The sequence below is a fragment of the Alphaproteobacteria bacterium genome (assembly GCA_037146715.1).
In the GTDB taxonomy this organism is placed as follows: Bacteria; Pseudomonadota; Alphaproteobacteria; order UBA7879; family UBA5542; genus JBAWWO01.
Map to the genome: position 1 here is coordinate 1 of JBAWWO010000014.1, position 18,963 is coordinate 18,963.

Consider the following 18,963-nt stretch of genomic DNA (forward strand, 5'->3'; position numbering starts at 1 on the left):
AAATTCGCCGCACCATCCAAGTTCTGGCCCGCCGCACCAAAAACAACCCCGTGTTGATTGGGGAACCGGGGGTGGGGAAAACTGCCATTGTTGAAGGGCTTGCCCTGCGCATTATCAACGGAGACGTGCCAGAAAGTTTGCGCGACAAAAAGCTTATGTCCCTGGACCTGGGATCTTTGATTGCAGGCGCTAAATATCGGGGGGAATTTGAAGAACGGCTAAAATCTGTGCTTTCTGAAATTTCCAGCGCTGCAGGATCTATCATCCTATTCATTGACGAACTTCACACCCTGGTAGGGGCTGGAAAGACTGATGGCGCCATGGATGCCTCAAACATGCTAAAACCTGCCTTAGCCCGAGGGGAACTCCACTGCGTTGGTGCCACCACTCTGGATGAATACCGCCAGTATATCGAAAAAGATGCGGCCTTGGCCCGCCGTTTTCAGCCCGTATTCGTCTCAGAACCCAAAGTAGAAGAAACCATCTCTATTCTGCGGGGACTTAAAGAAAAATATGAACTCCATCACGGAGTGCGCATCACAGATTCCGCGATTGTTGCCGCCGCAACCTTGTCAGATCGCTATATTGCTGACCGATTCTTGCCCGATAAAGCCATTGACTTGATTGATGAAGCCGCCAGCCGCCTGCGGATGGAAGCAGACTCAAAACCCGAAGAATTGGACGAACTAGACCGAAAGATTATGCAATTAAAAATTGAGCGGGAAGCCCTTAGGAAAGAGCAAGATTCTGCCTCAAAAGACCGTCTTATCAAGCTGGAAGATGATCTGAAAGACTTGGAAGAAAAAGCAACTGCCATGGCCAGTCACTGGCATGCGGAAAAGAAAAAACTCGCCAAATCCCAAGAGCTGAAAGAAAAGTTAGAGCAAGCCCGCACAGATCTTTTGCACGCGGAACGTCAGGGGAATTACAGCAAGGCTGGTGAACTCAAATACGCCACCATCCCCAATTTGGAAAAAGAACTGGAAAAAGCCCAGACTCAGGAATCTCATCCCCTGTTGCGGGAAGAAGTTACCCGGCAAGATATTGCGGCCGTTGTGTCTCGCTGGACAGGCATTCCCGTTGATAAAATGCTCGAAGGGGAAAAAGAAAAGCTTGTGAATATGGAAAAAACCCTTCATGGCCGCGTGATTGGCCAAAAGGAAGCTGTGATTGCTGTCAGTAATGCAGTGCGCAGGTCTCGGGCAGGGCTGCAAGACCCCAACAGACCTATGGGATCCTTTTTATTCCTTGGCCCTACAGGCGTTGGAAAAACAGAATTGGCCAAGGCTTTGGCCTTCTTTTTATTCAATGACGAAAATGCTCTTTTGCGCATTGATATGTCGGAATATATGGAAAAACATGCGGTTTCCCGGCTGTTGGGGGCTCCTCCCGGCTATGTGGGGTACGAAGAAGGTGGCGCCCTCACCGAAGCCGTCCGCCGACGCCCCTATCAGGTCATTTTGTTTGATGAGGTTGAAAAGGCCCACCCAGATGTGTTTAACGTGCTGCTGCAAGTCTTAGATGATGGTCGCTTGACAGATAGTCAAGGGCGCACGATTGACTTCAAAAATACGCTGATTATTTTAACGTCAAATCTGGGAAGTGATTTCCTGGCTGATCTGCCCGATGGAGAAACCCCAGAAAAAGTCCGCAACCAAGTGATGGACGTTGTGAAGAGTGCTTTCCGCCCCGAATTTTTAAATCGTTTGGATGAGATTTTGCTGTTCAGTCGCCTGGGGCGCCAAGACATGGGGGCTATTGTAAAGATTCAACTGGCCCATTTGGAAAAGATATTGCGGGATAAAAAAATTACTTTAGACCTGGATAAAAAAGCGGAAGACTGGCTGGCTAACCACGGCTATGACCCGGTCTATGGGGCCCGACCTTTAAAACGAACCATTCAGCAGTACGTTCAAAACCCCCTGGCCCTGATGATTTTAGAGGGCAAAATTCATGAGGGCTCCACCATCAAAATCACGGCCAATGATAAGGGCCTGAAGATCGGGTAAACCTTTTGCCTTCTTTGGGCTTGACCCGAGGCCTATACCTTACTAATTAAATTCGCTTATGGGTTCTAATTCTTTCCGCTCGTTAACATTGGCGCTGGCAGGGGCCGCGACCAAACCAAGGGCATCCATATAAAGATCAATAAGTTCTTCTTGTTCTTGGCGCTTTTGGTGATCCATCTTAGACAAGCGAATAACCTTGCGCATGATGATCACGTCAAAACCCTCGTGACGGGCTTCCGCATAAACTTCCTTGATATGTTCTGCCGTTTGGGCTTTTTCTTCTTCTAATCTTTCAATGCGTTGAATCAAAGATTTTAGTTTTTCCTTTGCAAGGCCGCCAACATATGTCATTTCGAATCCCTTTCCTTTTTCTGGTGTTGAACATACTGTAACAATTCATATAAAACCGGTTTCAAGCCCTCATTCAGGGCCGCTGACATGTGGTAAATAGGTCCGCTCGTATAGGGCCTTAACTTTTCCTTTTGGGCTTCAAGCTCTTCATCCGTCAAAAGATCAGCCTTATTCAAAACCAGAACCTGAGGCTTTTCAGCCAGGTTATGCCCATATTCCTTCAATTCCGTTTGAATTGTTGTGTACGCTTTTACCACATCTTCTTGGGACGCATCAATCAAATGCAGCAAAACGGCACAGCGTTCTACATGGTTTAAAAATCGGGTCCCAAGGCCAGCCCCCATGTGGGCGCCCTCAATCAAACCGGGCAAATCTGCCACGATGAATTCATAATCGTCTAAGAAAACAACGCCCAGCTGAGGATGCAAAGTTGTAAAGGGATAATTGGCAATCTTAGGCCGCGCCCGGGATATAGTATCCAGGAACGTTGATTTTCCCGCATTAGGAAGCCCTAAAAGCCCCACATCAGCGATCAGCTTCAGTTGCAGCCATACCCAGATTTCAGGACCCTCAAGCCCCGGATTAGCGCGTCTGGGGGCCTGGTTGACTGATGACTTAAAGTGCGCATTCCCAAAACCTCCGTTACCGCCCTTGACAATCTTAAACACATCGCCGGCTTTTTCTAAGTCAGCCAAAACAGTTTCCTTGTCTTCTGCCATAATTTGGGTACCGGCGGGGACTTTAATGATCATATCCTCGCCATCTTTGCCTGTGCGATTCTTGCCCATGCCGTCGTGGCCTCTCTCGGCCCGGAAATGCTGTTGATAGCGAAAGTCAATCAAGGTGTTCAGGTTGTCTACAGCTGTGAAAATGACATCTCCACCACGACCGCCATTCCCCCCGTTGGGGCCCCCAAATTCGATGAACTTCTCCCGTCGGAAACTGATACATCCGTTCCCGCCATCACCACTTTTCAGGTAAATTTTAACTTGGTCTAAAAATTTCAATTCAATCCACTACAATCTACAACTCTGCGCATCTTAATAGTTTATAGAATTAGAGCAAGATAAAAATCAGATTGGATTGTTTTAACCCACATCATCCGTCATTCTGGCCGCACGTGCCATGCAATTTTCAGCATGTTTTCGAATATCCGGAATGAAGGCACACTTTTTTAGACACTCATCCCACGGCGCTCCTTTTTTGGTAGAGGCTCTCTCACACTTTGGGTTTTCGGCGTCATAGTCGCACTCATCTTCACATTGGGGAATTCTGGAATCTTCTTTATTCCGTTCATCTGTAATAGCTTGTTCTCTTTTACTTCTTTTTGTGCCGTAGAATCCCCAATAGGCATTTCGCTCATCTCTTTCTAATAAGCCCCCAAAAGCAGGCCCCATATCTTTTTGTGAAGGATTACAGGCAGTTGCACATAGCTTTATCAATTTTTCTTTTTCAGGTTTTGAATGAAAGCAGTTTGCTTTACAAAAAGTCACGCGGCATTTTGAAGCAGCCTTCACACAGCCTCCTTTGTCTAATCTTTCAAACACAGAAGCTTTCTTGCATAACCCGAAGGTTTTTTCAATTTTGCAAATAGCTTTTGATTTTGCAGCCCAGCCCACATTGCAAATGCCTAATGCAATAAGAAAGATAAAAAGATTTTTCATGATAAAGTCCCCCCGTTTCTTTTTATTAGAGGCTCTCAGATTTCAATTGTCAACTTTTATGTGTATCTTGCCAGTTGTCGCCAATGCCAATCCCCACAACAAGGGGAACTTTGAGTTTACAAACACCAGTCATGATAGATTCAATAGGTTTCAGGATTTTATCTACTTCAGATTCCGGGGCCTCAAAAATCAATTCGTCATGAACTTGCAGCAGCATTTTTGTTTTCAGTTTCTTTTCCCGAAGCCATTCATCAATTTGGATCATGGCTTTTTTGATCAAATCTGCATTAGTCCCTTGCAGGGGCGCATTGATGGCTTGTCGTTCTGCAAAGGACCTAAGAGATCCATTTTTTGACGATATATTAGGCACGTAACAATGACGGCCCCACAGGGTTTCCACGTAGTTATGCTCTTTCGCAAAATCGATGGTCTTTTTCATAAACTCTGTAATACCTGGGTATTGGGCATGATACATTTTAATATATTGACTGGCTTGATCCCGGCCAATTTTCAGTTGTTTTGCCAAACCAAAGGCGCTGATACCATAAATGATACCAAAGTTGATGGCTTTTGCCTTGCTCCGGATCTCAGGCGTAATGTCTTTAAGGGGAACGTTAAAGACCTGACTGGCCGTTAGGGCGTGAATATCCACACCCTCTTTAAAAGCTTGCTCTAGAGACGGGATATGTGCGAAATGGGCCAGCAATCTGAGTTCAATTTGCGAATAGTCAAAGGACACAAGTTTATTTCCTTTGTCAGCCACGAAACAGTGTCGAATTTTTTGCCCTTCTTCTGATCGTATGGGAATATTCTGTAGATTTGGGTCTGAGGACGACAAACGCCCCGTTGAGGTAATCGCCATACCATAAGACGTATGAATACGGTGCGTTTTAGGGTTAATCTGGCGGATCAAGGTTTCCGTATAAGTGCTTTTTAGTTTAGAAATCTGTCGCCATTCCAAAACTTTTTCGGGAAGAGGATGGTCGCCAGAAAGGTCTTCCAGTGTATCTGAATCGGTCACATAGGCCCCAGTTTTTGATTTCTTTCCCTGTCCTAATTTTAGCTTATCAAATAAGATTTCGCCCAGCTGTTTAGGAGACCCCACATTAAATTCCGTACCCGCCATTTTGAAAATCTCTTTTTCCAGCTGATGCAGCTTTTTATCAAACATGTGGGCTAGAGATTGCAGCTGATGTTCATCAATTTTAATGCCTGCTTCTTCCATGTGGATCAAGGTATCCACCAAAGGCAGGTCTATCTCTTCATAAAGCTTTTTCAGGGAAGAAGACAACTGGGGATAAAACAAGTGATATAGGCGCAAGGTATAATCTGCATCCTCGGCCGCATAAACTGTGGCTTTATCCAAAGGAACCTCATTAAATTTGATGGCCGTTTTGCCAGAGCCTGTTAATTCTTTAAAAGTGGTCATTTTATGATGAAAATGTTCTTCCACCAATAGATCTAAACCCTGTCGCCCATCATTCAACAAATAAGACAGCAGCATACTATCTTGGTATCCTTTGACCTCAAGGGCATACTTTTTCAAAACTAGTTTATCATACTTTATATTGTGTCCTACTTTTTGGATGGTGGGGTTTTCAAGCAAAGGTTTTACCAGGGTCAAAACATCTTTCACGTCTAACCCTTTTGAGGATGAAAAATCAAACAACATTCCCGGGTCCTTAATGGACTGTAGGGGGATGTAACAAGCCTCTCCCGCCTTTGCGGCAAAGGACATGCCAACAAGCTGAGCCCGCATAGCATTCAGGTCATCCGTCTCTGTATCAAAACCAATAATAGGGAGGGCAGAGAGTTTTTTAACCCATCCTTTAAGATCATCTAGAGTTGTAATCGTTGTATACTTTTTTGTGTGAGATTCTGCGTGTGGAGTAGGCGCATGGCTTTTTCCAAATAGCCTATTTTCCAAAGTTTTAAAGCCCTGCTCCTGAAGGAAAGTTCTGAGCGTTTCTTGATCCAGATGGGGCTTAAGATCACCCAAGGGTTTTGCCAAAGGAGCATGGTGGTTCAGAGTCACTAATTTTTTTGAAATACGGGCCAGGTCTGCGTGGGTTTCTAAAAGTTCGCGTCTTTTAACTTGGGGGATTTTATCTGTATTTTTTAAAAGGTTCTCCAGAGTTTTGAATTCTTGAATCAGCTGGGCCGCTGTTTTGACACCAATGCCTGGAACCCCGGGAATGTTGTCTGAAGTATCCCCCGCAAGAGCCTGTACATCAATGACTTGCTCGGGAGGCACCCCAAATTTTTCCTGCACCTTTTCCCCATCAATAAAAATACTTTTCAAGGGGTCAAATAGTTTCACATCTTTCTGGATCAGCTGCATCAAGTCTTTGTCAGACGACACAATAGTGACCTCCATGTGGTTGGCCAGGGCCTTGTCCATATAGGTGGCAATAACGTCATCCGCTTCGAACCCTTGTTCTTCAAGAAAAGGGACTCCAAAGGCCTGGCAGGCGTGTCGAATGATTTTAAATTGGGGGATTAAATCTTCGGGGGTTTCCGAACGATTGGCCTTATAGGCTGGGTAAATATCATTCCGAAAAGTCTTGCGTGCAGCATCAAACACGATAGCAATATGCTGGGCATTCATTTCGTTCAGAAGCTTTACCATCATGTTACAAAAACCAAGCACAGCGCCAACAGGCGTGCCATCTGGTCGGTTCAATGGCGGCAAGGCATAGTAAGCCCTGAAAATAAACCCAGAACCGTCAATCAGATAAAGTCTTTCTTTGGAAGCCATGATTTTTTATAGCATAGTCTGTAATGCTATTTCCAGAGATTAACGATTTGTTTCTAAGCTTATATTCCCAGCAGACAATACTAACCTTATCCCACTTGCTTCAGCTTCATTGGGATCTAAAAATGCATGAGTTTTTTCTAAAAGCAATTTAAGGTTATCAAAATTTTTATAATTAAGACTTAACGTATATTTTTGGGCAAAATCTAAAACACGAATAATAGGCTCTGCTATTTCATTTAAGGAAAGAGCCCTCAAAGCGCTGAGATAATTATTTCTATAAACCGTTGGAATAATAATACGCTGTTCAGATTTGCTAATAAGTTCCGCGTTCATCATTACTCTTGCAAGACGTCCATTGCCATCTGTAAAGGGATGAACTTCTGAAATCAAAAACATCATAAAAATAGCCCTATGAAGAGGACAGTCCAAAGACTGATAAATCTCAAACCCTTTCTTTAAGGTCCCTAACACAAGGTCAGGAGCTACAAATGTTGTGCTGCCCGCCCTATTGGAAATTTCTTTAAACTTTCCGGGAATCTTATCAGGGCGTCCCTCCATAATAAGAGCATGCCGTATTTTAAGAATATCTACTAAATCCTCAAAATGGTGCGGAATATGGCTCATGTCCGCTGTATTCGAAACAATTTTAAAAGTTCCCAAGATATCATGAGCATCTGCGGGGCGCCCTAAAGGTATTTTGCCCTTAAAAATAATGTCAACAGCCTCATTCACCTCAAACTCAGTTCCCTCTATAAAATTAGAAAAGTAGGCTTCAAAAAAACTTAAGTTCACCAGCTCTTCTGATGATAAATGAGGGGAAAGTCGAGAAATAGGAGCAATTGTTGCAAGAGAAGCTCTGAGATGAGAAAAAAGATGCAATCGCCTGGGGTCATAAGCAAAGCCAGCTTGCCGAGATAGACCCGATAAACTTTTTAGATTTTCAGATTTTGTTCCAAGAAGCGTTCCAATAAGCCCATCCAAAATTTTGTATTCTTTTTCTAATTCAAGAGTTTTCGATATTTTCAGGGCTTCCTCTCGCAAACTATTTAAAGCTTCTATTCCGCGAGTTCTTAATAACTCTTCTAGTTTTTCTTCTAGTTCTTTTTTAGAAAGAGTCCGGGGAATAGCCTGTTGACGTGCTCTTGAAGGTTTTACATTTTCTAAAAATGCTCGAGCGGATGAAGATAAAAACAATCCCCCTATAAAAGGTCGATCGCTTGGTAGGGCAGCCGGTCCTTTGCGAGAACATAAAACGATTCCAGGCAGCTTGATTTCATTGTTCTGCAGGGCCACCAGAAACACTTGCCCCTCAACGGTTGGTTTGTTTTCAAGAGCCGTGCGATCGGCAATTAGGGCGCCTGGGAAATAAGCACCTACAATGATCCAGAGGTTTCGTTTGATGATGATCTCTGGAGAATCTTTCAAATTTTTAGTATAAAGACGAGAGGCGAGCTTTCTGAGCTTTCCTTCCTTTACATAGCGCGATATGGTCTTAGTCAGTGACGAGCTTGAAACCAAAATTTCTGGTAACTCTGAAAGAGACATTTTAGCCATTAAGAACTCCTTTTATTCACTATACGAGACTTTTTGCCATTTAAGAAGAGAAAAATGAGACATTTTTGGGGTTAAGGCCAAGTTTCTTGTACAAAAAAATTGCTTTTCCATTGGCTAGATTTCATCTATCCTAGGGCAGGATTAAATTATGCAACCATTTCGCGGAACTTACGACCTGTTACCTTCTTTATTTGCTGAACACAAAGCAGTGATTGATGCTGCTTGCCGTACGGCGGGTTTATATGGTTTTCAACAAATTGACACACCTATCTTTGAATATGCAGGGGTGTTCTTGCATACTTTGGGGGAAACATCAGACGTTGTGACGAAAGAAATGTTCACGCTTATGGATCGCCATGGAGATTTATTAGCCTTGCGTCCTGAGGGCACGGCTGGCGTTATGCGGGCAGTTTTGTCGAACAATTTATACCAGGGAAATCCGCTAAAGTTCTTTTACAGTGGACCTATGTTTCGGTATGAACGCCCGCAAAAGGGCCGCACCCGGCAATTCCACCAAATTGGTGTTGAAACTATTGGGGACGCTAACCCTTGTGCGGATGTAGAGACCATTATGCTTGGGTGGCAAATTCTGAAGACTCTGGGTTTAGAACAATCTGTACAGTTGGAATTAAATACCCTGGGGGATGAAGAAAGTCGGAATCTTTACAGAGAAGCTTTGGTCAAATATTTTCAAAAACATGAAAAAGAACTTTCTTTAGAAAGTCAAATTCGCTTGCAGAAAAATCCTTTGAGAATTTTGGATTCTAAAGATCCTCAAGACCAGGAGTTTGTGGGGGAAGCGCCTAAAATGAAAAAATTTCTGACCTCAGATTCTTTAAAGTTTTTTGAAGCGGTGCAAGAAGGGCTTGAAAAAATCAACGTGCCCTATCATCTTAATGATCGACTTGTGCGGGGATTGGATTACTATTGCCATACGGCCTTTGAATTTACGACAACGCTTTTAGGGTCTCAAAATGCGGTTTTGGCAGGGGGGCGATATAACGGCCTGTCTCAGAAACTAGGGGGACCTTCTCTACCTTCAGTCGGTTGGGCGGCAGGCATCGAACGACTCGCTATGCTTGCAGAGCAAGCTATAGCAGTGGTGCGGCCTATCAGTTTAATTCCCCTAGGGGATGTGGCTCAAGAACAAGCTTTCAAGATGCTTTTTGATTTGAGATCGAAACAAATGGCTGTAGACCTGGCCTGGGAAGGATCTTTGAAATCCCGCATGAAACGGGCTAACAGATTAAATGCAAAATGGGCTTTCATTTTCGGGGATGATGAACTAAAACAAAACACGGTTACAGTAAAAGACCTGGATTCTGGGGATCAAACAACGGTTCCCCTGGAAAATGTAGAAAGTTTTATTAAAGCGTCATGAGTTTAAGTTTAAAGTTAGAAAAAATCATAGCCCATAAAGACAACCTAGAAAAACTGTTGTCTGAAGGCGTTTTGCCTGCTGAACAGTTTGTAAAGTATTCTAAGGAATTAGCAGAAGTTCAACCCGTTGCTGCATTGGGCGTTGACTATCTGCAAGCCCAACAAGAACAACGAGACCTGGAAGAAATGTTAAAGGATCCAGCCTTAGAACTTGAAATGAAAAAATTGATCGAGCAGGATCTTTTTCAGCTTAGGGACAAAATTCCCAATTTTGAAAAGCAGATTCAAGTGTTGCTGCTCCCTAAAGATGAAGCAGACGAAAAAAACGCCATCATTGAAATTCGAGCCGGTACGGGTGGGGATGAAGCAGCTCTTTTCGGGGCAGCTTTATTTCGCATGTACCAGCGCTACGCTGAAGTTCAAGGATGGAAGTGTGAGATTTTAACTCTGAACGAAACGGACCTAGGGGGCGTTAAGGAAGCCAGTGCATCCATTATTGGGCGCAATGTATTCGCGAAATTAAAGTTTGAATCAGGCGTTCACCGGGTTCAGCGGGTGCCTGAAACAGAAACCCAGGGGCGCGTTCATACCTCAGCAGCAACCGTTGCCGTCCTACCTGAGGCAGAAGAGGTGGATATTAAGATTGAAGATAAAGATCTGCGGATTGATGTGTTCAGATCAAGCGGACCCGGTGGCCAATCAGTTAACACTACAGACAGTGCTGTGCGGATTACCCATTTGCCCACAGGGCTTGTTGTGCAACAGCAGGATGAAAAATCTCAACACAAGAACAAGGCAAAAGCCTTAAAAATTTTGCGTTCCCGCCTTTATGAGCAAGAGCGGGAAAAACTGTTATTAGAACGCTCAAGCAACCGTAAAAGCCAAATCGGGACAGGAGATCGATCAGAGCGGATTCGAACTTATAACTTTCCCCAAGGCCGTGTGACAGATCACCGCATTAACTTGACCTTGTATAAGATTGATCAGGTTATGAATGGGGAAGCTCTTGACGAAATTATTGAACCGTTGATTGCAGAAGATCAAGCCGAGAAATTAGCCTCTTTGGAATAAAAAATGAGTGACTTTAAAGTAGCAGAACTAAGCGGCCCTATAACAAAAGCCATGATGGAAACCGGCGTGTGGAAAGAAAACTGCCCCATTGCCTTAGAGCGTTTGCGGGAAGTTTTTGTGAGCCACTGCACTTTTGACAATCAGGTGGAAAAAGGATCCCTGGTGGTTCTGGATGTTGTTGCACCTTACGTTGAAAAAATCTTCCAAGAACTGTTTAAGAAAAGATTTCCAATTCATTCTATTGTTCCCATTCATGTGTGGAATGGGGATGATGATACGTCCATGGACGAAAATAACACATCAGCCTTTAACTTCCGCTCGATTGCTGGAATGTCTAAACTGTCGATCCATTCCTATGGGGTGGCCATTGATGTGAATCCTATTCAGAACCCCTTTGTAAAAAGTGGGCAGAAACATCCTGATAAAAAATGTTCAGTTGTTGAGGTTTGGCCCACAGAAGGTTGGCACTTTATGAACCGTTTGAATTTTAAACCGGGCATGGTTGAACCCATTGTGAACCTTTTTCACCAAAATGGTTTCAGAAATTGGGGCGGTGATTGGGATACGCCCATAGATTTGCACCATTTTGAAGTTTTTCGGAATATTACGGAATTTTTGGCCGTTCTTTCTTATGAAGAGGGGCAGAGATTTTTTGATCAGTATGTGACGTGCCACGAAAATTTGAACACCATAAATTTTATTGAGGAATATAAAAAATCCCCCTCGCATGTGTGGCAAATTTTAGCCCACCATGGCCAATGACTCTTTCTGAATTTCTACACCATTACAAAGACCTGAATCGGCCGCACTTAAAACGCCTTATTGCAGATCATCTTGGGCTTACCCAAGAATTTTTAATGGCCCATCCCAATTTTGAAATCCCCGAATCCCAGGCAGAATCTTTGCGCTTAAAAGCAAATGAGTTCCGTCAAGGCGCGCCCTTAAGCCGTATTTTGGGATATCGGGAGTTTTGGAGTCTGAAGTTTCAGTTATCAAAAGATACTTTAGATCCTCGGCAGGATAGTGAAACCCTGATTGAGGCAGTGCTTGATCATAAATCAGACCGACAAGCTCCCTTACGCATTTTGGATTTGGGAACGGGAACTGGGTGTTTGATGATTAGCCTGCTTAAAGAATATCCCCAAGCTTCAGGTGTTGCAGTGGATTATAATGAGGGAGCCCTTAAAATAGCCGAAAAAAATGCTGAAGCCCATCAGGTGTCAGACCGTTTGATATTGCATCATGGGTCTTGGTTTAAGGGTGTTACAAGCGCTTTTGATGTGATCATTTCAAATCCCCCCTATATTGCGAGGGACGAGTACAAGGACCTGGATTTTATCGTGAAGAATTATGACCCTATTGGGGCCCTGACGTCGGGGGATCGGGGTCTTGAAGCCTATGAAGTCATCATTCCACAGGCCCCTGATTTTTTAACACAAAACGGTATTTTGGTTTTAGAGATAGGATCTACCCAAAAGGATGACGTACTTAAAATTTTGCAGGACGCAGGGTTTCAGCAGCCTTGTGTATATCAAGACTTAGCCCATAAGGATCGCTGTGTTGTGGTAGAGCAAAACTAATGGCCTGCAGCCACTTTGTGTAAGATGCTTGCAATGAAAGTTTGGTAGGGTAAGCCTTCATAAGCAGCTTTTTGTTTTAGATGATTTAAATCTACGGCAGAAATTCTAATGTTAATTCTGGCGCCTTTTCGTAAGTAATTAGCTGCGGCTTCTTGGACCTTAATTTTTTGCGCTTCCAAATTCTGTACACTTTTCCATTCTCCTTGATCAAAAGAATCTGACAAGATTTTTTCTTCCGCGTCCAAATTAAATACAGGGTTCTTTCTTTTTGTCATTTTGTTCTTTCCTTTCAGTCAATTAAGTAGATTTTCTCTGCTTTTCTGCTTGGGTAAGCTTTTTTAAGAAATATGTAATTTCTTTCTTCTACAAAAGGGGCCAAATAAATATAGTCATGAAGCTCAACTACATACATTTTTTGATGTGCATAGTTTGGATTCATGAGCACATCAAGCGCCCCTCTAGTATCTAATGCAGAGATAATTTTCTCAAAACTAATTCGTCTTACTTCAATAAGTTTTCTGTTTTTTTCCGGATCAAAGTTGTAAGTAATCTTATTGTGCATATGCTTAATCTAATAAAATGGATGCGTTTTATCAAAAAATCCCTTTTCTAAATAATTTTCCAACCAATAACGATTAAGTATTGCGCTTAAAAAAATCCTTTGTTAGGGTTTATATATAATAAAAAAAATTAAGTCTAACAATCAGGAGGAATTAACATGTTAAGATATTTAAAATTTTCATTACTTTTATTAGCGTTATCAGTAAGTATCCCCTCATCTTTTGGGGCAGCTGCAACGGATGCAGATCACGCAGGAGGCGCTGCTGGTCCCGTCAAAAGAGCATATAAGCTAAAATTTTCAAGGGATGGTCATCTGGCCAGTCATAACTGGCTTCATAGCAAGTATGATGTGGCATATCTTAAAAGCTCCCCTGTAGCGTCATCTTTGCCAGCATCCATTGACTTAAGATCTGGTTTTGGGCCCATTCGGGATCAAGGTCAATTGGGCTCTTGTACAGCCTTTTCATCAACAGGAGCTTTGCAATTTGTCGCTTTAAAAGAACAGCTTGCTGGGCTTCCAGCAGAATTCTCTGAACTTTTTCAGTATTGGAACTCACGGGCTCTTGAAGGAACAGTGAATCAGGATGCTGGGGCAAGTGTTGCAGATGCTATTAAATGTCTATGTACTATTGGAGTCTGTCCATCCACAGATTGGGCCTATAGCGATCAAGGGACGCAATTTACAAAGAAACCTACTTCAATAGCTTATGCAGATGCAAAAAACTTTGCTGATCTTGATAAGGGTTTAACGAACATTAACAATACGGATGTTTCTGCTCTTAAAAGTGTTTTAGCGTCTGGATTTCCCGTTGTTTTTGGATTCCAAGTCTATAGTTCTTTTGAAAGCCAAATTGTTGCAACAACTGGGATTGTTCCAATTCCTACTCCTAGCAAAGAACAATATTTGGGAGGACACGCTGTTGTTCTGGCCGGGTATGATGATGCATCATCAACTTTCTGGGTTCGTAACTCTTGGGGTTCTGGATGGGGTTTACAAGGGTACTGTAAGATTCCTTATGCTTATTTGACTAATCCTAATTTGGCAAGTGATTTCTGGGCCATTACAAAGGTGGGGGCCATTTCATCAACGCCTACACCTGCCAATCAGGCTGCGCAAATGCAGGCAACATTAGCAGATTTGCAAGCTGGGCACGTTAATGTGATGAGTGCAATTTCTTCTCTGTCAACAGCAATAACTGCTTTGCAAACACAAGAAGGAAAAATAGCTGCAAGTTTAGCGGCTCTTCAAACGCAAATTGGGGCGCTTCAAGTAAAGCTCTAATAGAAACTTAAACTTTACTTTTAACTTAAGGGGTCTCTGAGAAATCAGGGGCCCTTTTTTTATTACTCCCGCGGGTGCCGTTTCCATTCCTGAACCCGGGAAAGGTGGCCATAGGAATGGGTGTAATTATCGGGCATGGCAAGGGCCACATAGGGGGTTTCTGGTTGGGCATATAGACGCACCAACTCTTGAATGCCTTTATAAGTTTCTTGAATCAGAGTTTCTAAATCTCCCTTATAAAACCGGATATCTCCTCCCTCAGCCGTGCCCAGATCCCAAAAAGATAGACCTGTTGGATTTTTGGTGACTTTAGAAAAGTGTCCATATTTCAAGATAACGGCTTCTAGAGGCAACTGAACAGATCCCCTTTTCTCCATTTCCATATCGGTTGGAGGACGACCCGTTTTATAGTCAATCAATAGAGCCCCCTTTGCATTAATATCAATGCGATCTGCTTTGGCAAACAGGGTGAATCCTTCAAAATCTACTTGCCCCCAGACCTCAGTGAAAATTGGTTGCCCAAAATAATCGGGGGATAGTGTTCCCACCCATTCTATAATCTTTTTAAACTTAGACCACCAGAAAGTCTTATAGGGGGAACTTTGAAAAATAGGATCAAAAAAACGGGGACCTTGAGTTTGAAAAAGTCGATAAGCCTCATGGGGCAATAAGTAGCTACCGTTTTGAACCCAAACCTCCATAAACTTATGCACTAAAACACCAAAGTCTAAGGCCTCTGTAGGGACTGTTAAAGATTTTAAGGGTTGCAGCTTTAAAACATGCTTTGCGTAGATGCTATAGGGGTCACGGATCAAAGCTTCAATATCTGTTACGGATAAGCTTTGAGGTCGGGCCGCCACAGGGGGGCAGGGAATGGGGCGTCGGGCCGCTGACTTGTTTTTGGGGGCTTGAGCAAGTTGATGATTCCAATTTATCAGTGTGGTTGGAGAGGAAAGTTTTTGGCCCTTTTCTTTCAAATAGGACAGTAACAAAGTCAAGAAAGGAGAAGGCAGCGTGGGGGAACCCTCAGCCATTACAGAGCGGCTAATTAAAATTTCCCGCGTATTGCAGAGTTGCAAAAAGTCATGGGCGCTTTGCCCCTTTCGTTTTTCAGGAGATGGCAACCCAATACTTTGTCGCATAGCCATGCCAAAAAAAGGATCTGGGGGAACAATAGACGGCCAGACGCCCTCATTCATACTTGCTAGAATTAATCGATCAACTGTTATAAATCGGGCCTCTAAAGGCGTTAGAATCTGGAAGGGACTGTCGCCGGAGGAAGGCGTGGTAACTGTTAAGTGCTCGATAAAAATCTGAAAGAAAGATGCATAATCATCCAAGACAATCTGTTGAGACTGGGCGTAAGCAGTTAAATTTCGCCAAAAGTTTTGAACAAAGGGTCCCTCAGGCACAGTTTCTAAGAATATATCTAGGGGTGTGGAAATACCTAAAAGCTGAACGATTAAATGTTCCTGGGCCATCACATAAGAAGCCAAGGAATGGTGAACCCTCTGGTTTTTAGATAACTGATCTATCAGAGCTGCAAAATCATCAGAGATGCCGCATGTTTTAAAGGGCTCCTTATCCTGCAATCGGGGATTTCTAAGAATGTGTTTTTCAAACTTTAGGGTATCTTCATGAAACCGTTCGCTTAAAGGGTGCTTTAAAATAGCCAGTAAGGTCAGATAAGAAAACTCAGACGCAAAATATTCAGACGTTAGCCGCAGGAATGATCCCCACAGGGTTTCGGCAAAAGGTTTTTTCTGAGAGGGACTTACCTGAATATTCCACTTTTTCAATTCAATAGAAATTCTTTGGGCCAAGATTTTATTATCTGTAATACAAGCAACTTTCTTTTTTTGATGCAAACCTTCCCGAATGTACAGGCTGATCAGATCTACTTCCTCTTGTAGGTTTTGACATTCTGCATAGAAAAAATTATCAACCAAAAGAGATGTAACCGCCCCATAATTTTTGTGAGCATTTTCTTCGAAAATTTCAGAAAAAAGAATAGACCTATTTTTGACAGAATCTTGATCCATCATAAAATCTTTTACATCTGTAGACTTTATATTCAGCGCACATAACAAAGCGTATAGGCTAAATTGAGGGTGATGGGGGGGCAGAACTGCATCATCTAAATCTTTCTGTAATCCTGGCAAAATGACTTGTCCTTTGGGCAAATGGGCCACCACTTTCATAAGGCTTTGGGTGGTAGGAATGGTGCCCATGGACCCGGCAATGATGATGGGATGATCAGGAGGATTTTTTTTCCATTCTGTGGCCTGAAAAAGAATCATTTTATTGCGCTTGGCTACAGGGTCCAGTTCTTTATTTTCTTCCAAAATCTTGGGCCAATGGTGGCTGAGTATTTTTAGAAACTCCAGCACAGTTGCCCAGTGATCTGCCGATTTGCCAGATGGGTTCAGTTGTTCAATTTGGTCTAAAGAAATTTCTTCATTTTGAAACTCATCAATCAGCTGACTTAAATAATAGGCCATGGAAGTGGCCTCTTGAAAGGAAATTTCCCGATGGGGCATAGGCCGAAACTTTTGAATTAAAGAGGCTAAAATTAAAATCTTTTTCTGAGGGGGAATAGCAGGCGCAAGATCAGCCATAAACTTAAGTCCGTCGAGAGAGCTTAAGGAAATCTCAGTTTCGTCTAATTCTCCCAGGGGCAGAACCCGAGGTAACAACATGTTTCTTTTGCCAGCTTCCTGTATCAGAATAGCTCTAAAGTCCCAGCATGCTCGACGTGTGGGCAAAAAAATCAGAACTTTTGCAAGAGCTGCGGGTGTGTACTGTTTCAAAAGATCTCGAGCAAGTGTAGGCAGAAAGGGGACCCCTAAGGGAATGGATGATACATTCATCTGATTCTAATCAATGAGCGTCTAACTCATGCTCTTCAAACCAGGCGCGCGTTTCCATCAAGGCCTCTGGCGTTCCCACATGAAACCAAAGCCCCTTATGTTCTAGCCCAAATAAAGTACCTTTTGATTCAGCCTTGTCATACAGCTTGTTCAGGGAAAATTGCCCTACTTCTTCTCCCTCAAAAAGGCGGGCATTTAGAATTTGCACGCCCCCATAGACATATTCAGCATGGCCTGCCGCGTGATGGCGAGAAAGTTTCCCTTTTGAATTCATGTCGTAGTCACCTTCCCCATCGTACCCATAGGAATTCTTCAGGGGCACCATCAGTAACAAGGCATCCATAGAAGGTTTCCAAGCTTTTTCCATTAATTCCAAAGTTGGAGTTTCAGCATCAGACCACAAAATGTCCCCATTAATGACAAAGAAATAATCAGAGCTCAGATGAGACAAGGCATTCAAAACACCCCCGCCAGTTTCTAAACGTTCGTCTTCCTTTGAAATAACAATCTGGGGGCTTTTTCTGCTTTTTAAATGATCAATAATCATGTCTCCATTATGGCAGACATTCACCACCACTTTTTTCACGCCAACCTGTTTCAGATGGTCAATGGCGTGATCTAACATAGATTTTCTTCCAACAACGATTAGGGGTTTCGGGCATGCATCCGTCAGAGGGCGAAGTCTTTCGCCTTTTCCTGCAGCTAATACCATTCCTGTTTCTATTTTCATGTTGGCACCTTTCTGTTTTCCCGTGGGATATGGTGGTCAAACCAATCTTTCAGCTTGTGGAGGCTTGCGTGTTTTAAATCACCTTCCAACAGGGCCCATACTCGGGGGATGAACGACAAATAATGCGTTTTATGATCCCTGAAAGCAAGCCTGCTAAAAATCCCTATAATCTTAGAATTCCTTTGGGCCCCTAAGATATAATATTCTTGTAAAAATTCATCTTGGTCTAGTTCCGGAAACGCGTCAAGATATCTTTGCAGCATACGGTGTTGTAAGGCAGGGGAAACATCCAGACGGGCATCTTCTAACAAGGACACCAAATCGTAAGACCGGGGCCCCAAGGCAGCATCTTGAAAGTCAAGCAGACCGCAACGCGCAAGATCTTTTCGATGGGGTAACCACATCAGATTATCTACGTGATAATCGCGCAAAACCAAAAAGGGCTTGTGGGCCAGAGGGCTCAGCAATTCTGTCCAGATTTTTTGCCATTCTTCGGCAGCCTTTTCTGAGATTTTATGGCCCATTATTTTGGGGTAATACCAATCAATAAACAGGGCTGACTCTGTTAGAAATTTTTCTAAATTATAAGGGGGTACTTTTTCCGCCGGAACTTGATCCCATTTCTTGTGCAGATCAATCAATACATCAACAGCAGCCTCATATAGGGCGGTTGCATCTGTAGCTGCTTTTAAATAGTTGGTGAATGTTAGATGACCAAAGTCTTCTAAGATTAGGAATCCCTGCTTAGGGTCCTGAGCTATTATTTTTGGGCTTGAGTAGCCCATGTTATGCAAAATGGTCGCAATAGTGACAAAAGGAACAACGGAATCATAGGCAGGGGGGCAGTCCATCAGAATGGCCATTTCTGACTCCTCAGACCCCAGTCGGTAATAGGTGCGTTTTGAGGCATCTGCTCGTAGGGGAGTGACAAGCTTGTGCCCCCAGCCATGAAGGGCCAAAAAATCCTTTTGCTCGCGCGACCTATCTATTTTCTTTTCCATAAGTTCCTGATTTCTTTTTCTTTGAGTTTATATCAAAAATTTCATTTTGTCTTATATCAATCCCAAAAAATTCTCGCAGGGATGAGGGAAAGGGGATTATTTTGCGGGCAATTCGCGTGAAACCAGGGTCGAAGGTTTCGACATGTACATCT

The 18,963-nt window shown here is 43.2% G+C and carries 16 protein-coding genes; 6 read left to right on the forward strand and 10 right to left on the reverse strand.

Going from position 1 to position 18,963, the window contains the following annotated elements:
* The coding region (locus tag WCG05_04775) for an AAA family ATPase (protein MEI8321302.1) at positions 1 to 2,009 on the forward strand (2,009 nt) is incomplete at its 5' end.
* A gap of 42 nt (positions 2,010 to 2,051) precedes the next feature.
* On the opposite strand, the gene WCG05_04780 is transcribed toward WCG05_04775, so the two are convergent.
* The 5 genes from WCG05_04780 to WCG05_04800 all read right to left on the reverse strand — a co-directional run bounded on the left by WCG05_04780 (position 2,052) and on the right by WCG05_04800 (position 8,336).
* Complete coding sequence (locus WCG05_04780) at positions 2,052 to 2,360, reverse strand: DUF2312 domain-containing protein (GenBank protein MEI8321303.1); 309 nt, start codon at positions 2,358 to 2,360, stop codon at positions 2,052 to 2,054.
* Entirely contained in the window at positions 2,357 to 3,367 is a 1,011-nt protein-coding gene (obgE, locus tag WCG05_04785) for a GTPase ObgE (GenBank protein MEI8321304.1), read from the reverse strand. Before obgE ends, WCG05_04780 begins: the two co-directional genes overlap by 4 nt.
* A gap of 81 nt (positions 3,368 to 3,448) precedes the next feature.
* Positions 3,449 to 4,024, reverse strand: coding sequence for a hypothetical protein (locus tag WCG05_04790; protein MEI8321305.1), 576 nt, complete (start codon positions 4,022 to 4,024; stop codon positions 3,449 to 3,451).
* Positions 4,025 to 4,073: 49 nt separating this feature from the next.
* A complete protein-coding gene (polA, locus tag WCG05_04795; protein MEI8321306.1) occupies positions 4,074 to 6,782 on the reverse strand; it encodes a DNA polymerase I in 2,709 nt (902 codons plus the stop codon).
* Between the two features lie 39 nt (positions 6,783 to 6,821).
* Entirely contained in the window at positions 6,822 to 8,336 is a 1,515-nt protein-coding gene (locus WCG05_04800) for a Fic family protein (GenBank protein MEI8321307.1), read from the reverse strand.
* Positions 8,337 to 8,484: 148 nt separating this feature from the next.
* Here WCG05_04800 and hisS point away from each other — a divergent pair, with 148 nt between their 5' ends.
* The 4 genes from hisS to prmC are packed head-to-tail and all read left to right on the forward strand — an operon-like array spanning position 8,485 to position 12,367.
* The gene (gene hisS, locus WCG05_04805) at positions 8,485 to 9,717 is read left to right on the forward strand and encodes a histidine--tRNA ligase (protein MEI8321308.1); all 1,233 of its coding nucleotides are present in this window, start codon (positions 8,485 to 8,487) and stop codon (positions 9,715 to 9,717) included.
* Complete coding sequence (gene prfA, locus WCG05_04810; GenBank protein MEI8321309.1) at positions 9,714 to 10,787, forward strand: peptide chain release factor 1; 1,074 nt, start codon at positions 9,714 to 9,716, stop codon at positions 10,785 to 10,787. The genes hisS and prfA overlap by 4 nt, the downstream gene beginning before the upstream one ends.
* Before the next feature lie 3 nt (positions 10,788 to 10,790).
* A complete protein-coding gene (locus WCG05_04815; GenBank protein ID MEI8321310.1) occupies positions 10,791 to 11,549 on the forward strand; it encodes a M15 family metallopeptidase in 759 nt (252 codons plus the stop codon).
* Positions 11,519 to 12,367, forward strand: coding sequence for a peptide chain release factor N(5)-glutamine methyltransferase (prmC, locus tag WCG05_04820; GenBank protein ID MEI8321311.1), 849 nt, complete (start codon positions 11,519 to 11,521; stop codon positions 12,365 to 12,367). The genes WCG05_04815 and prmC overlap by 31 nt, the downstream gene beginning before the upstream one ends.
* Here prmC and WCG05_04825 read toward each other — a convergent pair.
* A complete protein-coding gene (locus WCG05_04825) occupies positions 12,364 to 12,642 on the reverse strand; it encodes a CopG family antitoxin (GenBank protein ID MEI8321312.1) in 279 nt (92 codons plus the stop codon). The two genes, prmC and WCG05_04825, sit on opposite strands and share 4 nt — an antisense overlap.
* Positions 12,643 to 12,656: 14 nt before the next feature.
* Positions 12,657 to 12,929, reverse strand: a complete 273-nt coding sequence (locus WCG05_04830; GenBank protein ID MEI8321313.1) for a toxin — start codon at positions 12,927 to 12,929, stop codon at positions 12,657 to 12,659.
* A 156-nt stretch (positions 12,930 to 13,085) separates the two neighbouring features.
* Between WCG05_04830 and WCG05_04835 the strand changes: the two genes are divergently transcribed.
* Positions 13,086 to 14,210, forward strand: coding sequence for a C1 family peptidase (locus WCG05_04835; GenBank protein MEI8321314.1), 1,125 nt, complete (start codon positions 13,086 to 13,088; stop codon positions 14,208 to 14,210).
* 62 nt (positions 14,211 to 14,272) lie between these two features.
* Here WCG05_04835 and WCG05_04840 read toward each other — a convergent pair whose 3' ends face one another.
* From WCG05_04840 to WCG05_04850, 3 genes are read right to left on the reverse strand one after another with little or no spacing between them, the layout of a single operon-like run.
* Entirely contained in the window at positions 14,273 to 17,080 is a 2,808-nt protein-coding gene (locus WCG05_04840) for a PD-(D/E)XK nuclease family protein (GenBank protein MEI8321315.1), read from the reverse strand.
* Positions 17,081 to 17,090: 10 nt separating this feature from the next.
* Positions 17,091 to 17,810: a nucleotidyltransferase family protein gene (locus WCG05_04845; protein ID MEI8321316.1), complete on the reverse strand. Its 720-nt coding sequence runs from the start codon at positions 17,808 to 17,810 to the stop codon at positions 17,091 to 17,093.
* Positions 17,807 to 18,811, reverse strand: coding sequence for a phosphotransferase (locus tag WCG05_04850; protein MEI8321317.1), 1,005 nt, complete (start codon positions 18,809 to 18,811; stop codon positions 17,807 to 17,809). Before WCG05_04850 ends, WCG05_04845 begins: the two co-directional genes overlap by 4 nt.
* Between the last annotated feature and the right edge of the window lie 152 nt (positions 18,812 to 18,963).

Coding starts and splice junctions, on each gene's coding strand:
- WCG05_04780 (MEI8321303.1), bottom strand. CDS start 2,360: ATGACATATGTTGGCGGCCTTGCAAAGGAAAAACTAAAATCTTTGATT.
- WCG05_04790 (MEI8321305.1), bottom strand. CDS start 4,024: ATGAAAAATCTTTTTATCTTTCTTATTGCATTAGGCATTTGCAATGTG.
- polA (MEI8321306.1), bottom strand. CDS start 6,782: ATGGCTTCCAAAGAAAGACTTTATCTGATTGACGGTTCTGGGTTTATT.
- WCG05_04800 (MEI8321307.1), bottom strand. CDS start 8,336: ATGGCTAAAATGTCTCTTTCAGAGTTACCAGAAATTTTGGTTTCAAGC.
- hisS (MEI8321308.1), top strand. CDS start 8,485: ATGCAACCATTTCGCGGAACTTACGACCTGTTACCTTCTTTATTTGCT.
- prfA (MEI8321309.1), top strand. CDS start 9,714: ATGAGTTTAAGTTTAAAGTTAGAAAAAATCATAGCCCATAAAGACAAC.
- WCG05_04815 (MEI8321310.1), top strand. CDS start 10,791: ATGAGTGACTTTAAAGTAGCAGAACTAAGCGGCCCTATAACAAAAGCC.
- WCG05_04825 (MEI8321312.1), bottom strand. CDS start 12,642: ATGACAAAAAGAAAGAACCCTGTATTTAATTTGGACGCGGAAGAAAAA.
- WCG05_04830 (MEI8321313.1), bottom strand. CDS start 12,929: ATGCACAATAAGATTACTTACAACTTTGATCCGGAAAAAAACAGAAAA.
- WCG05_04835 (MEI8321314.1), top strand. CDS start 13,086: ATGTTAAGATATTTAAAATTTTCATTACTTTTATTAGCGTTATCAGTA.
- WCG05_04840 (MEI8321315.1), bottom strand. CDS start 17,080: ATGAATGTATCATCCATTCCCTTAGGGGTCCCCTTTCTGCCTACACTT.
- WCG05_04845 (MEI8321316.1), bottom strand. CDS start 17,810: ATGAAAATAGAAACAGGAATGGTATTAGCTGCAGGAAAAGGCGAAAGA.
- WCG05_04850 (MEI8321317.1), bottom strand. CDS start 18,811: ATGGAAAAGAAAATAGATAGGTCGCGCGAGCAAAAGGATTTTTTGGCC.